The sequence below is a fragment of the Streptococcus sp. DD11 genome (genome assembly GCF_001578865.1).
Taxonomy (GTDB): Bacteria; Bacillota; Bacilli; order Lactobacillales; family Streptococcaceae; genus Streptococcus; species Streptococcus panodentis.
Window position 1 is genome coordinate 373373 of record NZ_KQ969394.1, and the last position, 16171, is coordinate 389543.

A 16171-nucleotide genomic window follows, 5' to 3' on the forward strand; every position below is an offset into this window, starting at 1 on the left:
GCCGCCGGACAAATCCCGAACCGGCACCGGCTGAGGCTGGCGGTGATTGGGCAGATCTTTCTGCCGCAGCGGCGGAACAAAAGGCGAATGATACTCCAAATCCTGCTCTCCGATAAAGGAGGTCATGGAGAATTTAGGGGCTCCGTTTTTAATCTCGGACATCTTTTCAAACAGCTCTTTTTCGGTATTGCCGGAAGCATAGATGCGGGTCCAGATGCCCTTGACACCGGAGTTATTGTGGCGGATATCCTGCTCCAGCAGCATCAAATCCTGCACCTCATCCAATTCGGCCTGATTCTTGGTTGCCTTTTGATTTTCATCAATCCGCGAACTCTTTTCTTCAACAGCCTTGGAGGCTTTTTCCTGAACCAACTTATTATCCAGGTGAGTGACGTGCATAAAGGCACGTGTCCCCTGCACCTGCATCAGCTCTGTCCCCCAGTAGTCATTCAGACCGCCGGTCGGATAGCCTGTGACAAAGAGAGTGGCATGATAGCCATCGCCTGATTTCCAATAGCGATCGTCTGACTTGAAGTCAACATTGCCCTGAGGCTGAATCCGGCTGATAAAGGGCAGATCATAGCCGCGGGCCATTAATTTTTTTACTTTGCGTTTTTTCAAATACATGCGCACTACACCTTTTCATTTTGATTGTTGTACTGTTTGAGAATTTGCTCCTTCTTGTTTGCCGAGACGATGACGGGAACAAAATCACCGTTTCCGCTGGTCTGAGCCTTGCGCACCTGTCTGTGCAGCTCTTCAATGGTATCTCCGTACAGCCAGATCAGAAATTCTGCATTGTACAGCTCTTGCTCAACTGCTTCTTCAGACAGGATATTCTGCATAAGGATACTCTCTCTGTCCTTGAGCTGCTCCATTCTGTTTTCGCTGATACCGGTCTTGCTCATCTCACGCCGCACTTCATTTAAAATCCGTCTGGACTCGATGATCTGCTCAGAAGTGTCCGTCGGAAGCGTTGTGGATTCAAACAGATAGTCAAAGGTGATTTCTGAATTCCATTTCCGGAAATTCTGAATGGTCCGCTGCCGTTCATTGTCCGACAGAGAATTCAGGTCCTTTCCCCTCACTTCCATAATCTGCAGATAGCCCGAATAGCCATTTTCCAGAGCAATGGGCTGACCCTTGACATTGCTCAGAATCGCCTTCGTATCCAGCAGCTCCACCGTTGACAGAAAATCCCGATTCTCAAACTCTTTGGTATCATAGGTGAACTGATTCTCCGCCATCTTGCCGATTCGGCTGCTGCCGTTGCCGGCTGTCTCTTTTTTCTTGTTTTTCCCCATTTTTTTGGAAGAACTTGGTTTTTTTAAGGCCATAAATCCTATCCTTTTCTCTAATTTTCCTACTCTTCAAACAGCAAAACCAACCGCCGTTAAGCCTGAAAGGCTGTTGGAGACGGCAGATAAGGAGCCTGAGGCTGGGACAAAAATCCTTCAGCCTCGCTTGTTTTGGTAAAAAACTCTTGACGCAGCAGCTGACTGCCCAGTCTGATTCCGATGTACATTGAGTATAGGTATTATAGTCTTTTAGTTTGCTTTTAGCAGGGAAACAGTCCGGGGGACCGTTTCAGCCTATCGGTAACATACAGGACGATAGGGCAGCAAGCCGCTCAAAACCTCTAGTGGGGGTTTTGAGGCGGTGGCTGGAGCTTCTGTGAGGAAGGCTCAAAAGTAGGTAGGTTCGGGCTGAACGAAAGACGAGGCTGAGACAAAAGTCCTTCAGTTTCGCTTTGTTTTGGCAAAAAACTCTTGACGCGGTAGCTGATTGCTCAAAGCACTGCTTTGAGGTTGCAGATAGGACTTGCGAAGCAAGTCTCAACTTTGTTCGTCTTTTAGACTCCAAAAAGCTCCTACATTGAGGAAAACTCTGTTTTCCCCATCCCCAACCTCTCACAGTCCCCCGGACTGTTTTGACACAAACTGCGTTTGTTTTATCTCCAACCTCCAACAGTCCTTCTGAACTGTTGGAGCAAGGCGAGCTGACAACGTAGTAAAAGATAAACTAAATGACGATATAAAATCATTATACTGCATCCAACCTCCATAAGGCTTTATGATAAAGCAGAAGGCAACTTTTCTCTTGCTTATGGTTCGTAATTAGGATAAAATAAGGGCAAAATCTATCAGAGAGGTGAGGCCTTGATTTCCAATGCAATACACCGCCACCCCTTTTTAAGTTTGCTCCTTTTATTGATATGGCAGCTTCTGGTCATGCGCAGCTATGCCAGCCTAGCTGACAGCAGAGCCAAACGCACCTTCATTCTCATCATGACCGCTCTCTGCGGCGGCTTGGGCGGGAGTCTGGGCGTTGTCTTTAACGACCTGAAAAATCCACGGTTTCAGCTGGCGCCTTATACATTTGCCATTTTCATGGGAATGATAACCTTAGGTCTGGCAGTCGCCGATATCCTAATCAGCTGGCTGGGACACTTGCTGACTGGAGCTTAAGAGCAGTAAGCGGCATAAATAACTTGAATATTTTAGCGCAAAAACAGTTGACAAAATGAAATTTTTAAGTTACAATGATATTTCCAATAGTAGTTGTAGACATTGTTTACAGCCCCAAAGCCTTTATCTACGGCAATAGATAAGGGCTTTTTTCTGTTCTGTATAGTGAACCGGGGCTGCAGAATTATTTTCTTCTGCGGTGTGGCAAGAAACGACGGTGATTGGCAGCACTCTCCCTGACTGGAGCTTAGGAGCAATAAGCGGCATAAATAACTTGAATATTTTAGTGCAAAAAACAGTTGACAAAAAAGAAAATTTAGAATATAATAGAGTTTCAGAATTACTTTGTACATTGTACAAACCCCAAAGCCCTTATCTACGGCAATAGATAAGGGCTTTTTTCTGTTCTGTATGGTGAACCGGGGTTGCAGAATTATTTTCTTCTGCGGTGTGATAAGAAACGGCGACAACGAGAATGCCCTTTCTTACTGTACTTCGTACTAGCAAACCAGCAATCTAAACATTTATATAAAAAATAAGTAAGAGCTGTTTTGGTAATATGAAGAATCATTTCCAATAGTACATCCGACATTGTTTCCCCCTCCCTTCCTTAGGATATGTTGATTTTCAATCACCAAATTAAAGATCAACACTCAGGAGGGAGCTTTTTTAGATTGTGCTCACAATCTTTTAGATACATAAAATCACCTCCTTACAGATTCGTTCATAATCTTAATCCAAGCAAAAAAGCTGCACAGCAGCTCTTCGTTTGAACTTCCTCAAAACAGAAACTTCTTCCTAATGGAAGGCAGCTCCATCCCGACAGTCAGGTCAAACCAGCAAAAAAGACCTCTCAGGCAGATGAAGACACACTGAAAAAACCAGTCTTTAGTTGATTTTAAATCAACCTTAGCCGGCTGAGAAATAACTTTCTCAGTGTTCCCCAAGCAGCTGCTTGAAAAGTCATAAGTTTACCAATTTAACACAAGTATTGAAGCTGAAACATAAAAGCTTCAGAATCCCAATCTCACAGCTCCGCAGATTGTTTCTTTGGATTCCTGCACTGCCTATAAGCTTTCATCGCTGAAAGTCAGTCCTTAAAGACAGGCGAAGCCACAGGGCTTCAGGCTCAACTGAAAAGCAGTAAATAAAATTTACACATTCATTATACCGTTTTCTATCCATTTGTCAAGATAAAAAACGAAAAGAGAATTCTTTCCGTTTTCGTGTTTATTCAACTTCTATACCTTTGGTTTTGAGGGTATCTAGTTGGAATTGGCTCTTGCTGCGGGTGATAAAGAGCGGCTGAACATCATCCTCTGTTTCAAAACCATTGTATGTACTGTTATATACCTTGCTAGTGCTCGTTACATGTTTCAGTTTCAAAGTATAGTTCCAGAAATTTCCAAAGTTTCGGTCTGGCTTACTAATATCTAAGAAATCAATCTCAATATCTTCAGTGGCCACACCTTCTCCAGTATCATTGGTTACAAGTTTGACCTGAAAATCAGCCGTCGGCAGCTGACCCTTACCATCGCCGTATGGCTGTAAGGCTTCCGCTAACTCTTTGTATTGACTATCATTAGGAAATTGTTCCGCATTGCTGGCTGTCACATCATAAATGTGTTTTAGAAAAGTTCCTTCCTGCTCCTCATAGTACTCAATGATTTCTTCATCTGTCATTTTAGCCAGATCTCCAAAGGACTTTCCCTCGTCACGATTAAAGGTTGTATAGCCTTTAACCTTCCCTTTATTAAAGACATAGACTGCTAATGGGTAAGAGTCTTTAGAAACTTCATCTGTCAGATACCATATTTTGTCTTTAGCATTTTTCAAATGCTCATAAATACCTTCTTCGGCCTTTTGTGTACCAGAGCTGGAGTCTCCCCCGCCATTGGACGGATTCTTGGCAGCATTACAGGCTGATAAGAATACCAGAGACAAAGCCACTGCGATTGCTATTATGAAAGAAATATACTGTTTTTTCATTAGTCATACCTTTTTCTGTATTGATTGAATGGCGATCTATTGGACTAGGGTTTTTTACCAGAATCTTTTTTCTTAATGCCGCCATTATTTGAAGGAGCTGATGACGTTTTGGTTTTACTGTTGTTACTAGAAATCTGTGAACCAGAGGCACCGCCAATCCCTTGCTTCGTTTGATTAGGTTTGTTGGTATTGGCTGCCGTGCTTCCGACACCAGAAGCTTCATTCTTGGTACTGGTATTCGTCTTACCATTAGCATTGGCACCGGAAGCAAGAGTATTGGCAACTCCTGTTCTGCCGGCATTGTAATTGCTTTTAGCAGCATCGCCCACTTTTTGACCGGCACTCTTAACAGAATCCTTGACTCCACCGGCTGTTGACTGAACAGAACTTTTGACACTTTCATAAGCACTGCCGACACCAGCTTTGGCATGAGATCCTAGATTGGCAGCTGCTCTGCCAACTCCGCCGGCCTGACGGATACCTTCAACTGCTCCTTTGGCCCCTCCGGCAACACGGGCTGCACCGGCACCAATCCCCTTAGCCGCAGTACCCGCTCCGCGGGCCGCGCTTCGAGCACCTTGAGAAGCTTTCTTAGCAACGGTGCCTACACCGCGGGCAGTCCTCTTGGCAACCCCCGGAGCTGATTTAACCATTTTCCTGCCAGCTCTTGAGGCTGCACCGCCAGCCGCCAGACCGGCGCCAGCCATACCAGCCATTTGCCCTCCGCGGCCCTGCGACGGAGAAACACCTAACCAGCGTTCAACAGCATTGTTGCCGCTTATCAGAGACAGGTAAACTCCTATGTAAACAATGATAGAAGCCATGACATTTTCCCAATAGCTGAGATTGGAAGAGAAGCCTCCTGATGATAGCCAGGTAAAACTTGAAGCCACCATGCCAGGGAAGTCTCTCAGAACACTCATAGCAACGCGCAGCAGAATCACTTCAAAGAAGACGCCTGTAATCGTCCCAAAAATCATTTGAAGCAGCTCCTTGAATTTTTCTGAGTTTTCAACAGAGGTATAACCGACAATCGGAGCCACCATCCCTGCCACAATGACCTGAAAAACGGACTGCACAAACCTGATAGACATACTAATCAACAGAGCAATCAGTACGATTTGCTGAACGATTAGACCAATCCAGTTAACGCTGTAGCGAGGGTAAACAGCCGAGAAGACATTTTCCAGTTCACTCCAAGTCCCTGGTTTGACATTATCAATACGGACATTCCCTTCTTCATTTGACCTAAGAACGGAACTCAGAATAGGGGCTACTCCTTTAAAGTTAGCATCACCGCCGTCTCCATCCTTTTCAAACTGCTCTAGTACCGTTTTATCGGTACCTCCGTACCATGCGCTGTAATCGGTCTGCATGACATTGCTGTCATCTATGGTGTTCAGCCTGACTTTATTTTCTGAATCAGATGGCGGATTTAAAAACCCTCTCTTGTCCATCCCTAAGACATTGACATCAAAATTTTTTTGAATAATAACATACAAGTCGACGACGTTGCCTTCATATGGTTTGACAGACAGGGAAGCAAAGCCAGACTCTCCGTCGTCAGACATTTTACTGATGTATTGGCTGTCCTTGGCCAATACATAAGAAAATTCTTTGATTGCCTGAGGCAGAAAAGCCAAGACAGCTGTGACCAAAAGAAAGTGGCCTATAACGTCTTTGTATTTCATTAAGCCGGTTATAAAATTTGCAATAATAAACAGTATCAGCAATAGAACAAAGACAACCACTCCAAGCTTTTGCAGACCATCAAAAATCTGACCAACAAAGGTATCATTTCTATCCAGATAGTCAAAGAAACCAAAGAGTTTGAATAAATTATTATAAACATTCTCCAAGGCCATGCTGATAGAATACAAGGATTTAGTAATCCACCCCGGAAGGTTGAGGAAATAAGCAAAAACCTGCGGAATAGACGATAAATAATTAGACCATTGTTCATAAAAAGCAGCCGTCTCTTTTGTCGGTGACTCATTATAGGGCCAAGTAGGACTAACATCATCTTTAAAATCTTTCGCCTTACTGATTAAGTCTGCAAGACTGCTATAGGTCGGCATTCATATCACTCCCTTCTTAAGAAGGAGCTTGGCTGGACTCAGACTGTTTGTTTTCTTCTGAACCGCTGCTCGTTTCAGTTTGCTTGTCCCCTTGCTCCTCTGACTGCTTGCTTTCGTCGCCATTATTGTTTTCACTGATATAGATGCTGCTGACAGGCTCTGATGTGATCAGGAAACCATACTCGGCCTTATTGTCTTCTTTAATCCCAAAGGACAGGCGTTTGGTTTTCACACCTTCTGCCGTGGAAAATGTAATGACATAGGTCAGGGTGAAAGTATCATCTTTCTCCAGCTTGACATTTTCCAGCAGATTGCTGACGATTTGAGCCTGTTCTGGCTGCGTATACTTGGCATCCCCTGACGACAGGAAGGGGTTGAGCGCTTCCTTATTCCCAGAGTAGTAATTGGGGATAAAGAAACGTCCGAAAACATCTGCTGCATGTTCTTTCTCCTGCAGCTTTTGGATTTTTTGCTGCTCCTGATAGAGAAAGGCAGTCTGGGCTTCCAGCTGAGCCCGCTTGCTATTTCCCATCATACCAATGACAAGGCCCAGAATGCCTATCAGCAGGCCTGCTATGCCCAGCCCCAAAGCAATCTTGCTCAGAAGCAGATTTTGTTCTCCCATTTCCGATACTCCTTTATTTCTGTTCTTTTTAGGATGAGCTCTTTTTATAGCCCCTTGCACATCGGACTCCATAGGAAAATAAGGCAGATCAGCCTGAGACAAATTCAGGCTTTCTGCATAAGTCCTTAAAATGCCGTTTTCCTTGTCGGTAAAATAGAGGGCCAGATCATCATAGGTGTAATCTTTGAAACGGGGATCCCGCAGGGAAGCCTCCATGAGCTTCGTCATAATATTGTCATAGGTATGGTCGATCAAGAAAGGACTGATGCTGGGCTCATCTTCAATCGAAGGCTTGCCGCTTTCATTATTGGCCAGAGATACCTTGGCCAGAGTGAAATCACCAAACTGATCCCGCAGGGCATGAAAAAGGGTCTCCGCCTGCAGAAAGGTGAGGTAGGGCAGGCTGTCTCCCATAGTTCCGCTGTCTAGGAAATACTCCTCGTCCAAGTCCTCAATCAGATCTTTGATGTCGCCATTGCGCTTGGGAGAGTCCTTCCCCGCCCACTCAATATAAATAAATGAGGAGTCTTTGATAACTCCTCCTTTTCCTAAAGCAAATCCTGCCATAGATTAACCACCAAACATGTCTTTAATAAAGGGAACAGCCTGACTGGCAAGGACGATAACAACTACCCCGATGATGACATAGATAATGTGGCCCTTGGCCCACTCACGCATCTTTTGCGACAGCATGAGCCCAATACCGGCTACAATCAGCATCGTCACTGCAATGGCAAAACCAAGAGTAGAGAATTGACCTTGTGCCTGCTCCGCTCCACTAGTAACAGACGAGAAAGGATCTTTTCCTGCTGCAAAGACCGGTGTCGTCAGCAAGAATGATGTCAGTGCAGCTGTCAGCGCTGCCCATATTTGTTTGATTTTAAGATTTTTCAAGATTCTATCTCCTTTTCTTTTTTATCATGATTTATTATAGCCTAAACCATCGCCTGTTTCGCTGTATCATAAAGAGAAATGGGCGTTTTTTCCAAACGATTGTCTTTCTATTCTATTTTAGTGGCTTCAAAGTCCAGCGTCCGCTTGTCAATATGGTGGAAAATGCCGTCCGGCGCCTCACCGATGACCTTGACCAGAACATTGTAGGCAGCGCCGTGCCTCTGCAGGAGGAAGAGCTTTTCGGCAATCGGCCCGGTCACCCGGTCCTGAATCAGCCGTTCCAGCGGCCGGGCACCGTTTTCTACACTGGTTCCTTTGGAGCGCAGAAAATCGTAAAACTCGGTCTTATCCTCATACTGCAGGTAGACCTTCTGCTCAGCCAGTCTTTTTTCTTCCTTGGTCCAAGCCAAATCAACAATGGCTTCAATAATATCCGTCGTCAGCATGTTAAAGACTACCTTATTGCCAAAGCGGTTGATAAACTCCGGCCGAAAGGTCAGGCTCAGCTCCTCAACAATCCGGTTCATAAAGCCGTCGTAGGCCAGATCGGTCATGTCTCCAAAATTGCCTTCGTTGGCATAGGTTTTTTTTATCTCATCTGCACCTGAGTTGGTCGTAGCAATGACAATGGTATTTTTAAAGTTAATCTTACGGCCGGTTCCCGTCGTCAGGTGGCCTTCATCCAGCACCTGCAGCAAGATATCATAGATATCTGGATGGGCTTTTTCCAGCTCGTCCAGCAGCACCACAGAGTAAGGATTGTTTTTGACCGGTTCGGTCAGGAGCCCTTTGGAGCCAACGATATTCTTGCCAATCAGCTTATCCTTATCCCCCTTAGAGGAATACTCTGAGCAGTCGATCCGAATCATGGCCTCCACATTGTCAAAGAGAATCTTGGCCAGCGCCTTGGCCAGCTCGGTCTTGCCGACCCCGGTCGTTCCCAGAAAGAGAAAGCTTCCCAATGGTTTATTGGGCCGCTGAAAGCCTTCTTTTGAGATATAAATCGTATTGGCCACCTGAGAAACGGCAAAATCCTGTCCTTTTACGTATTTCTTGAGCTCATCGGTAAAGTTCATCAGCCGTTCCGAATCGTCCTTGAGAATGGTGGTCACGGGGATTTTCTTCATTTTTTGAATGACTCTGGCGATGTCCTCAATATCCACGACCTTGCGCTTTTCAAAGTAAGCCTGAGCCGTCGCATCGTCCAGCAGGTCAATGGCCTTATCGGGCAGGAAACGCTCAGGGATGTAGCGGACTGCCAGCCGAACGGCCTGCTCTACCGCATCATCCGTAATGGTGATATGGCGTTCCTTTTCAAAACGCTTGCGGATATTGCCCAAGATAAAGATCGCCTGATCTGCGGTCGGCTCTTCCACCGGCACCATCTGCACCCGCCGCTCCAAGGCCTTGTCGGTTTCGATAGAACTTTGGTATTCTTCATAGGTCGTGGCAGAAATCATCTGGATTTCCCCACGCGCCAGAGGCGGCTTGATGACATTGCCGGCATCCAGCATACTGCCGTCGCCGCCAGCTCCGACAATAGTGTGCACCTCGTCAATAAAGAGGATATTCTCCCCCTTGGTAGCCTTGAGCTCCTCGATGATCCGCTTGAGGCGGGACACCATATCTTCTCCATCCGACTTGCTGGAAATACTGGATAATTCCAAGGAGCGGACCGTAACATGCTTAAACTCGTCCGGCACATTGCCCTTGAGAATCTCTACGACCAGACCGTCAACAATAGCTGTCTTACCTGTCCCAGCCTCACCGACCAGAATGGGCGAGTTCTTAGTCTGGCGCAGGAGTGATACGATGACCTGCTCCACTTCCTTTTCCCGGCCAAAAACCGTAAAATGGTCTATTTTCTTGCGGATCTTTTCTGTAACATTTTCAGTATATTTGTCCAGATAGGGAGTTGGGCTTCCTTCCTCCTGCGGTCTCTGCGGCAGCAGGTCCTGAAGCGGACTGTCTGCCTCTAAGAGATTGGCCCCTTCTGCCGCCTCCCGATACTCTTCTCTTTGCTGCAGTTCCTCAGTCTTAATCATGTTTTTCTACCTATCCCTCTTTTTTCGTTCTTAACTGCTTCCTTGTTTCTCATACGGTCAATGGAGTGGTATCGCTTGCGCCGGCGCGTCAGAAAAATCCGAATCGCATGCAGGTTGTTTTTGCCGCCGTTGAAGGGAAACATGAGATAGAGAGCGATGATAAAGGTCAGCACAACAAAACAGATATATTCCAGCGTCTGCTGTCTGGGAAAGACTTTGCCGTTCCCTGTAAACTGCATAGCTAAAAGAGGCGCACCAAATACAAACAGAAGGCTGAACAGACGGATGCCATACAGCTTGACTGATGCAAACAGATCACGCGGAAATCCATAGGGACGATCTTCATAATTGGTACGATTATCTTCTGACATTGTTTACTCCTTCACTTTTTCCTTCGCAGCTCAGTCTAAAAATCCATTTCAACTGAGGTGATTGGTGCATTAAACTGATAAGTGCCGTCGTGTACTTCCTGCATGGAATGCTCCAGCGCCTCTACAGCATTCTGCAGGGTGACAATATTATCCTTGGCCTGATTAATCTTTATCTGCTTGCCGCTGATTTCCTGCTCAACATTTTCGATTTTTTCCTGATTTTCAATCAGATTGCTGCCGACCAAATACTGGCCGGAACGTTCCAAATCGGCCAAGGTTGACTTATTTTCCGCAATCGAACCCTCCAGTCTTTCAATGGCCTTTTGGAGTTTTTCAATCTGCTTGTTTTGGAAATTCTTTTCTTCTTCAAAAGCATTGAGGGCAAAAGTTTCCCGAGACAGGTTCTGCAGGTAGGTGCGTTTGATTTTCTCCCCCTGCTCAGCTACCATAAACTGCACTTCATTGCTCAGCTCAGAGACATCTTTCTTTTTCTTTTCCTTGGTTGCATATTCCGATTCGCTGGAGGTTACATCATTGTACTCCTCAATACCGACATCAACATCGTCATTGACGACTGTTTTATTGGTGATATTGATAGCAATCGCCTCGAAATTTTTGGGAACCCCCTTGACAATGACATCAATCTTGTGATTAGCCAGGGGAATGACCTCCATTTTGGTATCGGGGCTTTGATTTTTGGCAAAGAGGATCCATTCCAGATTTTTGGCACTGATTCCCTTGGCAATAGAGGAAGTGTAGTCTGACGTTTCAAATTCCAAGAGCAGAATGCCGTTCTTTTCTGAGTAAATCTGCTTGGTCAGCATGATGCGGCCCGACTCGTTTTCAAAATCTCTGGTAGTTGCCAGCTGTGCTTCTGTGTAAGCAACCCGCTGCGGTGACAGATAGGCATTGACTAAAAGAAAAAGCCAGACAGAAATCAGCACAAGAAAAGTCAGGAATTTCCGCAGAATCGCCCGGCGTTTAAGAGTCTGAACGACCTTATTCCCCACGATATGCTTCTCAACGAATACATCTAAAACATCATTGTTTTTCTGATTATTATCCATGTCTGTATTATAGCCGAAAAAGTCGCTAAAAAAGTTTATCATAAAAAGAAAAGCGGGCCGAAAGACTATCAGAATACCTGATACTCTCCGCCCGCTATCACAGACATAAATCCAATCAGAAGAGCGCTGCTCTTCAAAAATCAAAACCAAGCTTCGTTGGCTCTGACAGTCCTCCGGACTTGACGAAAATTGGGAACTGCATTTCCCTTATCTCCAGCCTCAAATAGTACCTCGAACTGTTTGAGCCCCGCAGGCTGTACCGGAGTAAGGCAGGGCGACGCTAGCGTGAATGGAAGAGATTGTCGAAAAGTATCAGTTCGTCGTCCCACTCTCATTGACGGTATCGACGATTCGCTTCATTTCCGCTTCCTGAATAGTCACCAGGCCGTCATCTTCCTTGGTGGCCAGACTGTAAACCTGATAGGCCCCCTTCTCCCAGACAAGGGCTGTGGATACTTGATCAATACCATAGTGCTGGGTCAGTTTTTGACCGGCCTCTGAAGCACCGTCTACAAAGAGGATTTTCCGCTTATCCCGCACTCGGGACAGAAGCGCTGGCACGGAGCGCTGGCATTTTCTGCAGCTCAGCTTATAAAAGAAAACCACCTGTCTGTCCTGCCCCTCTATCCGCTCCAGCAGCTCTTCATAGCTGCCGGAAGCTGGCTGAAAGACCTGCTGGGCCTGTCGGGAGTCTTTCTCGATAAACATCGTTTTGTCGTAAGTGACCTGATTAGAGAAAAAACTCATAGCTACACCAATCAATGTCAGCAGCAAGAGGGAAAAGGAGAGAAGGATCAGGGCATCCGCGACAGGACCGAGTGCTCGCTCCTGCTGTTCCTCAGACGGAGCGTCTCTGAGCGAAAGCCTTACCCGCAGATAATAACAGACAAAAATCAGGTACAGGATCGGAAAAGAGAGGGAAAGCGATGAAGACCAGATCAGCCTATGGCCTATATTGATCTGGTAACGCCATAAGAACCAAGACAGCAGACAGAGACAGATAAATCCCAGCAGCACATAGCTGTCATGCTTGCGGGAAAAAACAGAACGGCTTTCAGCAGACATAAGACCTCCTTTGTTCAGTAGCGGTTAATCATCCATGAGTGGATTGTATTTTTTGGAAGGTTTGGCTTTGGCTGAGGATGGAGCAGCCAGCTTCTCTTCCGCGGGCTTTTCGCCCTGCGGCTCCGCCGGGGGTTCCAAGCCCGACACAGCAGGGTCAGCTGCCGAAGACTCTGCAGCCTGAGCAAACGGAGAAGCCATCCCTTCCTCATGACTAGCCGCGGCACTTTCGCTGACTGCTGCCGCTTTATCGGGCTCTGCCCGCTTGGCTGCTGCTGCCAGGACAGCCGGCTGTTCCTTCTTTGCAGCCTTTCTCCTGCCGCTTTTTCGAGGTTTTTCCAGCGGCTGCCTTTCTTCATCCAAACCCAGAATGATGCGCTGCTCTTCCGGAGTAAAGCGCTCAAAGGGGATCACTCCCTCTGAATGCCGCTCAACATAGTAGCGCTCCACCTGCTCTTTCCAGATATCGTAAGCCTGCCGGTCCTCTTCATTTTGCTCCACATCAAAGGGAGGCTTATAGTGCGGATCCTTGAAAATAGGCAGATCAAACGAAGGTGTCGGAGTCACCTTGACCAGCTCGCTCTCTTCGTCATCAATAACATGAACGCCTGCAAACTGAAATTTTTCCAAACGGAAGAGTTCAGAGCTGCTGGTCACTTCTTCCTCGGCAATTTCCTCCCGGTAAGAGGAAGCATTATTGTCATTTCCAGCTAACATATCCACGCTGCCCTTATTGGTCATGCGGCTGACTTTTTTCTCTGTCCCTGCCCGCTCAACAATGGTCTCAGCAGACTTATTGGAACTGCCCTGAAAGACAAAGATATTCCGATAAGAATTAAGCAGGGCAGCCGTATCAGAAGCCCCCAGACTGGCTTCAATCTGCTCATAGTTCTGATACAGTCCCAGCACCGCCGTATTGTACTTGCGGCACTGGTTGAGAAAACGCTCCGTATTGGGGGTTGTCACCCAGCCGTATTCATCTTCGATGATGGAAAAGAAAGGATCCATGGTGCTGGAATTCCTCCTGAGCACACCCTTTTGGACAATCATATCCGTAATCTGGCCGATCATTCTGGAACTGTCGTCATCGACCGGTCCCCGGGCTGTATTGACCAAGAGAAAGCCGCCGGTTTTAAGGAGAATGTCGATGTCTTTGGTAGACTGAGAAAAGAAAATCCGCCGCACCAGGTCCGAAGAAGCCAGCTTGCGGATGGTATTTTTCATGCCCTCAATATTGGCATCGTGGGTAATGTATTCAATACCGGTCCGCGGGTCCTCCTTATAGGCATCTGCGAAGTAATGATAGGTCGTGTTGATGATCTTATTTCTAGACTCGGCATCCCGCTTTTGATTGAAAGCCCTGCGCAGCTGAGGGGACATATGCGAGTCAAAGCGGGAAGGAAGCCCGCCCTTGCGGACAAAAGCTTCTTTTTCCTGACGGTAGAGCTCCTGATAAGGTTCCTCATAAAGCCGCTTAAACTCCCGCTCACTGGCATCTCTATAGACCTTAAAGAGCTTCAGCCGTTTGATAACCAAGGAAGGAATTTCCAGCAAGTCATAAAACTCACTCAGAGTTGGAGAGCCGCCGTTGAGATTGACGTCCAAATAGCTCTTTTCAATCCGGGCTGTTGATTTGAGCATAAAGACCAGATTGCGCACATAAGCCTGCTCGGCATTTTTAAAGAATGTATTCCCGCCGCCGCTGCCGCCTTCATCAGCAAAGTTGCGGATCAAGTCCGAAGTCAGCCCGGCAGCTGTATGGGTCTCCGCATCAAAAATATTGATTCCGTCCGTATCTTCCTTGGTCGGATCCACCAGCCAGATCATATCTTCTGGAAAGCCCGTCCGCCTGATAATATCCACCGCATCATGGATTAAATCTCCCGAAGGCTCATTGACATAGAAACCGTTAATCAGTCTTTTCCCCAGCCCTTTCTCATACCATTCTTCATAGTAATCGTGCTGGGTTTCCAAGAGCTGCTGTTCATCTGTAATATGCAGGGCCTCGATCTTTTTGTCCTGCTCCCTGATAAACTTGGCATATTCTTTCAGATACACCGTCACATTGCGGGCATCCTGCACAATGGCCGGCTTGGCAATGGCCACAGACTTACCAGAGCCGATCGGTCCAAAACCAGCTGTATGCAGCCGCCTGACATCTGTTTTCAGGATAACATCATCGCCGATGTCAGAATTGCGCCCCAACCGCAGGAAAGCATCACCAGCATTGTCCAAATCATTAAACAGTTGCGTCACTTTCTTGTGCTTAAAGAAACGCTTTTTCAGCCACAGCTTCATCAGGTCATCATAAACGACAATCTCGCTGCTGTAAGAATTATAGAGCAGGTAGACAAAGAGAAAGACCGGCGCGATTAAGAGCAGGGTGTTCCAAAACTGATTGCCAATCAGAGGCGATAAGGTCTTATAATCAAAGTAGGCCCCTCCCTTTTTGAGGAAGTCGCTGACTGATACATAAAGCTGATTAAAGACCGCAATGATGTAATTATTAAGAGTCAGAACAATGATGTCAACACTGGAAATCAGCGCAGAAAGGAAGGACAGATAGATGTAGCGCTTAATGGCCTGACCGCGGTCCCTCTCTCTAAAGTCCCCTCTCTCTTTAAAGAGCTGATAGCGCTGGCGGCTGGTCAGATTTGTATGCCAAAAACCCAGATAAAGAGACAGAAAGACAGACAAAAAAAGAACCAAAAACAGGCAGATAAAGAGACCAAAGCCAATCTGCTGTCTGATAATGGACAGAATAAGAACAGCAGCCAGACTGGCAGCCCCAAAGAGAAAGAGGAGCCAGATCAGTTTTCTCAGCACAAAAATTACATAATCAATGCTTCGGTGTCCCTTGAGTTTATAAGGTAATTTTGAAAGCAAAAACAGCATGATAACCTCACTTTACCAATCCAATCATCAGTTCCAGCAGACCGACAATGCAGGCCGTCAGCACAAAAGCAATATAAAAATAGAGCCGCTGCCGCTGCCGGCTTTCTTCTCTTTCGATAATCAAATACTGATACCTGTAAATATAATGCTGAATAATGGAAAAAGTCGGCACCAGCGCCAAGACCAGAACCTGAGCAATCCGCAGCAGGTAGAGCAGATTTTTCTCCTCCACTCCCTGAACAGCGCCCTTAGAAAATAAAAGCGCCATGATGGCAATGGAACCAAAACGGAAAAGATAAAAGAAAGAGACCGAAACCAAAAAAATCAAACCGGATTTGCGCTTTCGCTCCACATTATTTGTTTGGTCGCCGATAACCCAGATAATGCCCGAACCAATAATAGACAGACCAAGAAAGATTTCTGCAAAAACAATCAGATAATAGATGACTGTATTAAAAAAAGCTGTATCCAACTGCGCTCCTCTCTAAAAAAACTGGCAGAACCACTCAAGTCAGACTTGGCGAATCCCAAATACAAAAACAGCAAGAAAATCCAACCAGCCGCACTGCATGCTCAAACGAGTTCCCCTTTGGAGCAGACCGCCCGCCGCCTTATACTCAATGAAAATCATCAGCAGACTAAGCAGGAGCAGACAGGGTGGCAGCTGGCGGCTCCTG

Annotated in this window: 12 protein-coding genes and 1 pseudogene; 1 reads left to right on the plus strand and 12 read right to left on the minus strand. The window is 46.3% G+C overall.

Annotation, left to right across the window (positions count from 1 at the left end):
• Window positions 1-627, minus strand: a pseudogene (locus tag STRDD11_RS14395) (virulence factor); the annotation flags it as partial.
• A gap of 5 nt (window positions 628-632) precedes the next feature.
• Window positions 633-1337 carry a hypothetical protein gene (locus STRDD11_RS07620; protein WP_128836807.1) on the minus strand — a complete coding sequence of 235 codons (705 nt, stop codon included), beginning with the start codon at window positions 1335-1337 and terminating at the stop codon, window positions 633-635.
• An 822-nt stretch (window positions 1338-2159) separates the two neighbouring features.
• Here STRDD11_RS07620 and STRDD11_RS07625 point away from each other — a divergent pair.
• Window positions 2160-2468 (plus strand): hypothetical protein, encoded by a 309-nt coding sequence (locus STRDD11_RS07625; protein ID WP_128836808.1) that lies wholly within the window; start codon window positions 2160-2162, stop codon window positions 2466-2468.
• Window positions 2469-3698: 1230 nt separating this feature from the next.
• Here STRDD11_RS07625 and STRDD11_RS07630 read toward each other — a convergent pair.
• The 10 genes from STRDD11_RS07630 to STRDD11_RS07675 form a co-directional block, all read right to left on the minus strand.
• Window positions 3699-4457 carry a hypothetical protein gene (locus tag STRDD11_RS07630; RefSeq protein ID WP_128836809.1) on the minus strand — a complete coding sequence of 253 codons (759 nt, stop codon included), beginning with the start codon at window positions 4455-4457 and terminating at the stop codon, window positions 3699-3701.
• 44 nt (window positions 4458-4501) lie between these two features.
• On the minus strand, window positions 4502-6535 hold the full coding sequence (locus STRDD11_RS07635; protein ID WP_128836810.1) for a pLS20_p028 family conjugation system transmembrane protein: 2034 nt from the start codon (window positions 6533-6535) through the stop codon (window positions 4502-4504).
• 16 nt (window positions 6536-6551) lie between these two features.
• Window positions 6552-7727, minus strand: a complete 1176-nt coding sequence (locus STRDD11_RS07640; protein ID WP_128836811.1) for a hypothetical protein — start codon at window positions 7725-7727, stop codon at window positions 6552-6554.
• 3 nt (window positions 7728-7730) lie between these two features.
• Window positions 7731-8054 carry a TrbC/VirB2 family protein gene (locus tag STRDD11_RS07645; protein WP_128836812.1) on the minus strand — a complete coding sequence of 108 codons (324 nt, stop codon included), beginning with the start codon at window positions 8052-8054 and terminating at the stop codon, window positions 7731-7733.
• Between the two features lie 107 nt (window positions 8055-8161).
• Window positions 8162-10099 (minus strand): AAA family ATPase, encoded by a 1938-nt coding sequence (locus tag STRDD11_RS07650; protein ID WP_128836813.1) that lies wholly within the window; start codon window positions 10097-10099, stop codon window positions 8162-8164.
• The gene (locus tag STRDD11_RS07655) at window positions 10096-10470 is read right to left on the minus strand and encodes a hypothetical protein (RefSeq protein ID WP_128836814.1); all 375 of its coding nucleotides are present in this window, start codon (window positions 10468-10470) and stop codon (window positions 10096-10098) included. The genes STRDD11_RS07650 and STRDD11_RS07655 overlap by 4 nt, the downstream gene beginning before the upstream one ends.
• 35 nt (window positions 10471-10505) lie before the next feature.
• A complete protein-coding gene (locus STRDD11_RS07660) occupies window positions 10506-11537 on the minus strand; it encodes a coiled-coil domain-containing protein (RefSeq protein WP_128836815.1) in 1032 nt (343 codons plus the stop codon).
• Between the two features lie 312 nt (window positions 11538-11849).
• A complete protein-coding gene (locus STRDD11_RS07665; protein ID WP_128836816.1) occupies window positions 11850-12602 on the minus strand; it encodes a hypothetical protein in 753 nt (250 codons plus the stop codon).
• Between the two features lie 24 nt (window positions 12603-12626).
• Window positions 12627-15425 carry a TraM recognition domain-containing protein gene (locus tag STRDD11_RS07670; RefSeq protein ID WP_241209362.1) on the minus strand — a complete coding sequence of 933 codons (2799 nt, stop codon included), beginning with the start codon at window positions 15423-15425 and terminating at the stop codon, window positions 12627-12629.
• Between the two features lie 76 nt (window positions 15426-15501).
• Window positions 15502-15966 carry a hypothetical protein gene (locus STRDD11_RS07675; RefSeq protein WP_241209363.1) on the minus strand — a complete coding sequence of 155 codons (465 nt, stop codon included), beginning with the start codon at window positions 15964-15966 and terminating at the stop codon, window positions 15502-15504.
• Between the last annotated feature and the right edge of the window lie 205 nt (window positions 15967-16171).

Coding starts and splice junctions, on each gene's coding strand:
- STRDD11_RS07655 (WP_128836814.1), bottom strand. CDS start 10,470: ATGTCAGAAGATAATCGTACCAATTATGAAGATCGTCCCTATGGATTT.
- STRDD11_RS07635 (WP_128836810.1), bottom strand. CDS start 6,535: ATGCCGACCTATAGCAGTCTTGCAGACTTAATCAGTAAGGCGAAAGAT.
- STRDD11_RS07630 (WP_128836809.1), bottom strand. CDS start 4,457: ATGAAAAAACAGTATATTTCTTTCATAATAGCAATCGCAGTGGCTTTG.
- STRDD11_RS07665 (WP_128836816.1), bottom strand. CDS start 12,602: ATGTCTGCTGAAAGCCGTTCTGTTTTTTCCCGCAAGCATGACAGCTAT.
- STRDD11_RS07660 (WP_128836815.1), bottom strand. CDS start 11,537: ATGGATAATAATCAGAAAAACAATGATGTTTTAGATGTATTCGTTGAG.
- STRDD11_RS07650 (WP_128836813.1), bottom strand. CDS start 10,099: ATGATTAAGACTGAGGAACTGCAGCAAAGAGAAGAGTATCGGGAGGCG.
- STRDD11_RS07620 (WP_128836807.1), bottom strand. CDS start 1,337: ATGGCCTTAAAAAAACCAAGTTCTTCCAAAAAAATGGGGAAAAACAAG.
- STRDD11_RS07640 (WP_128836811.1), bottom strand. CDS start 7,727: ATGGCAGGATTTGCTTTAGGAAAAGGAGGAGTTATCAAAGACTCCTCA.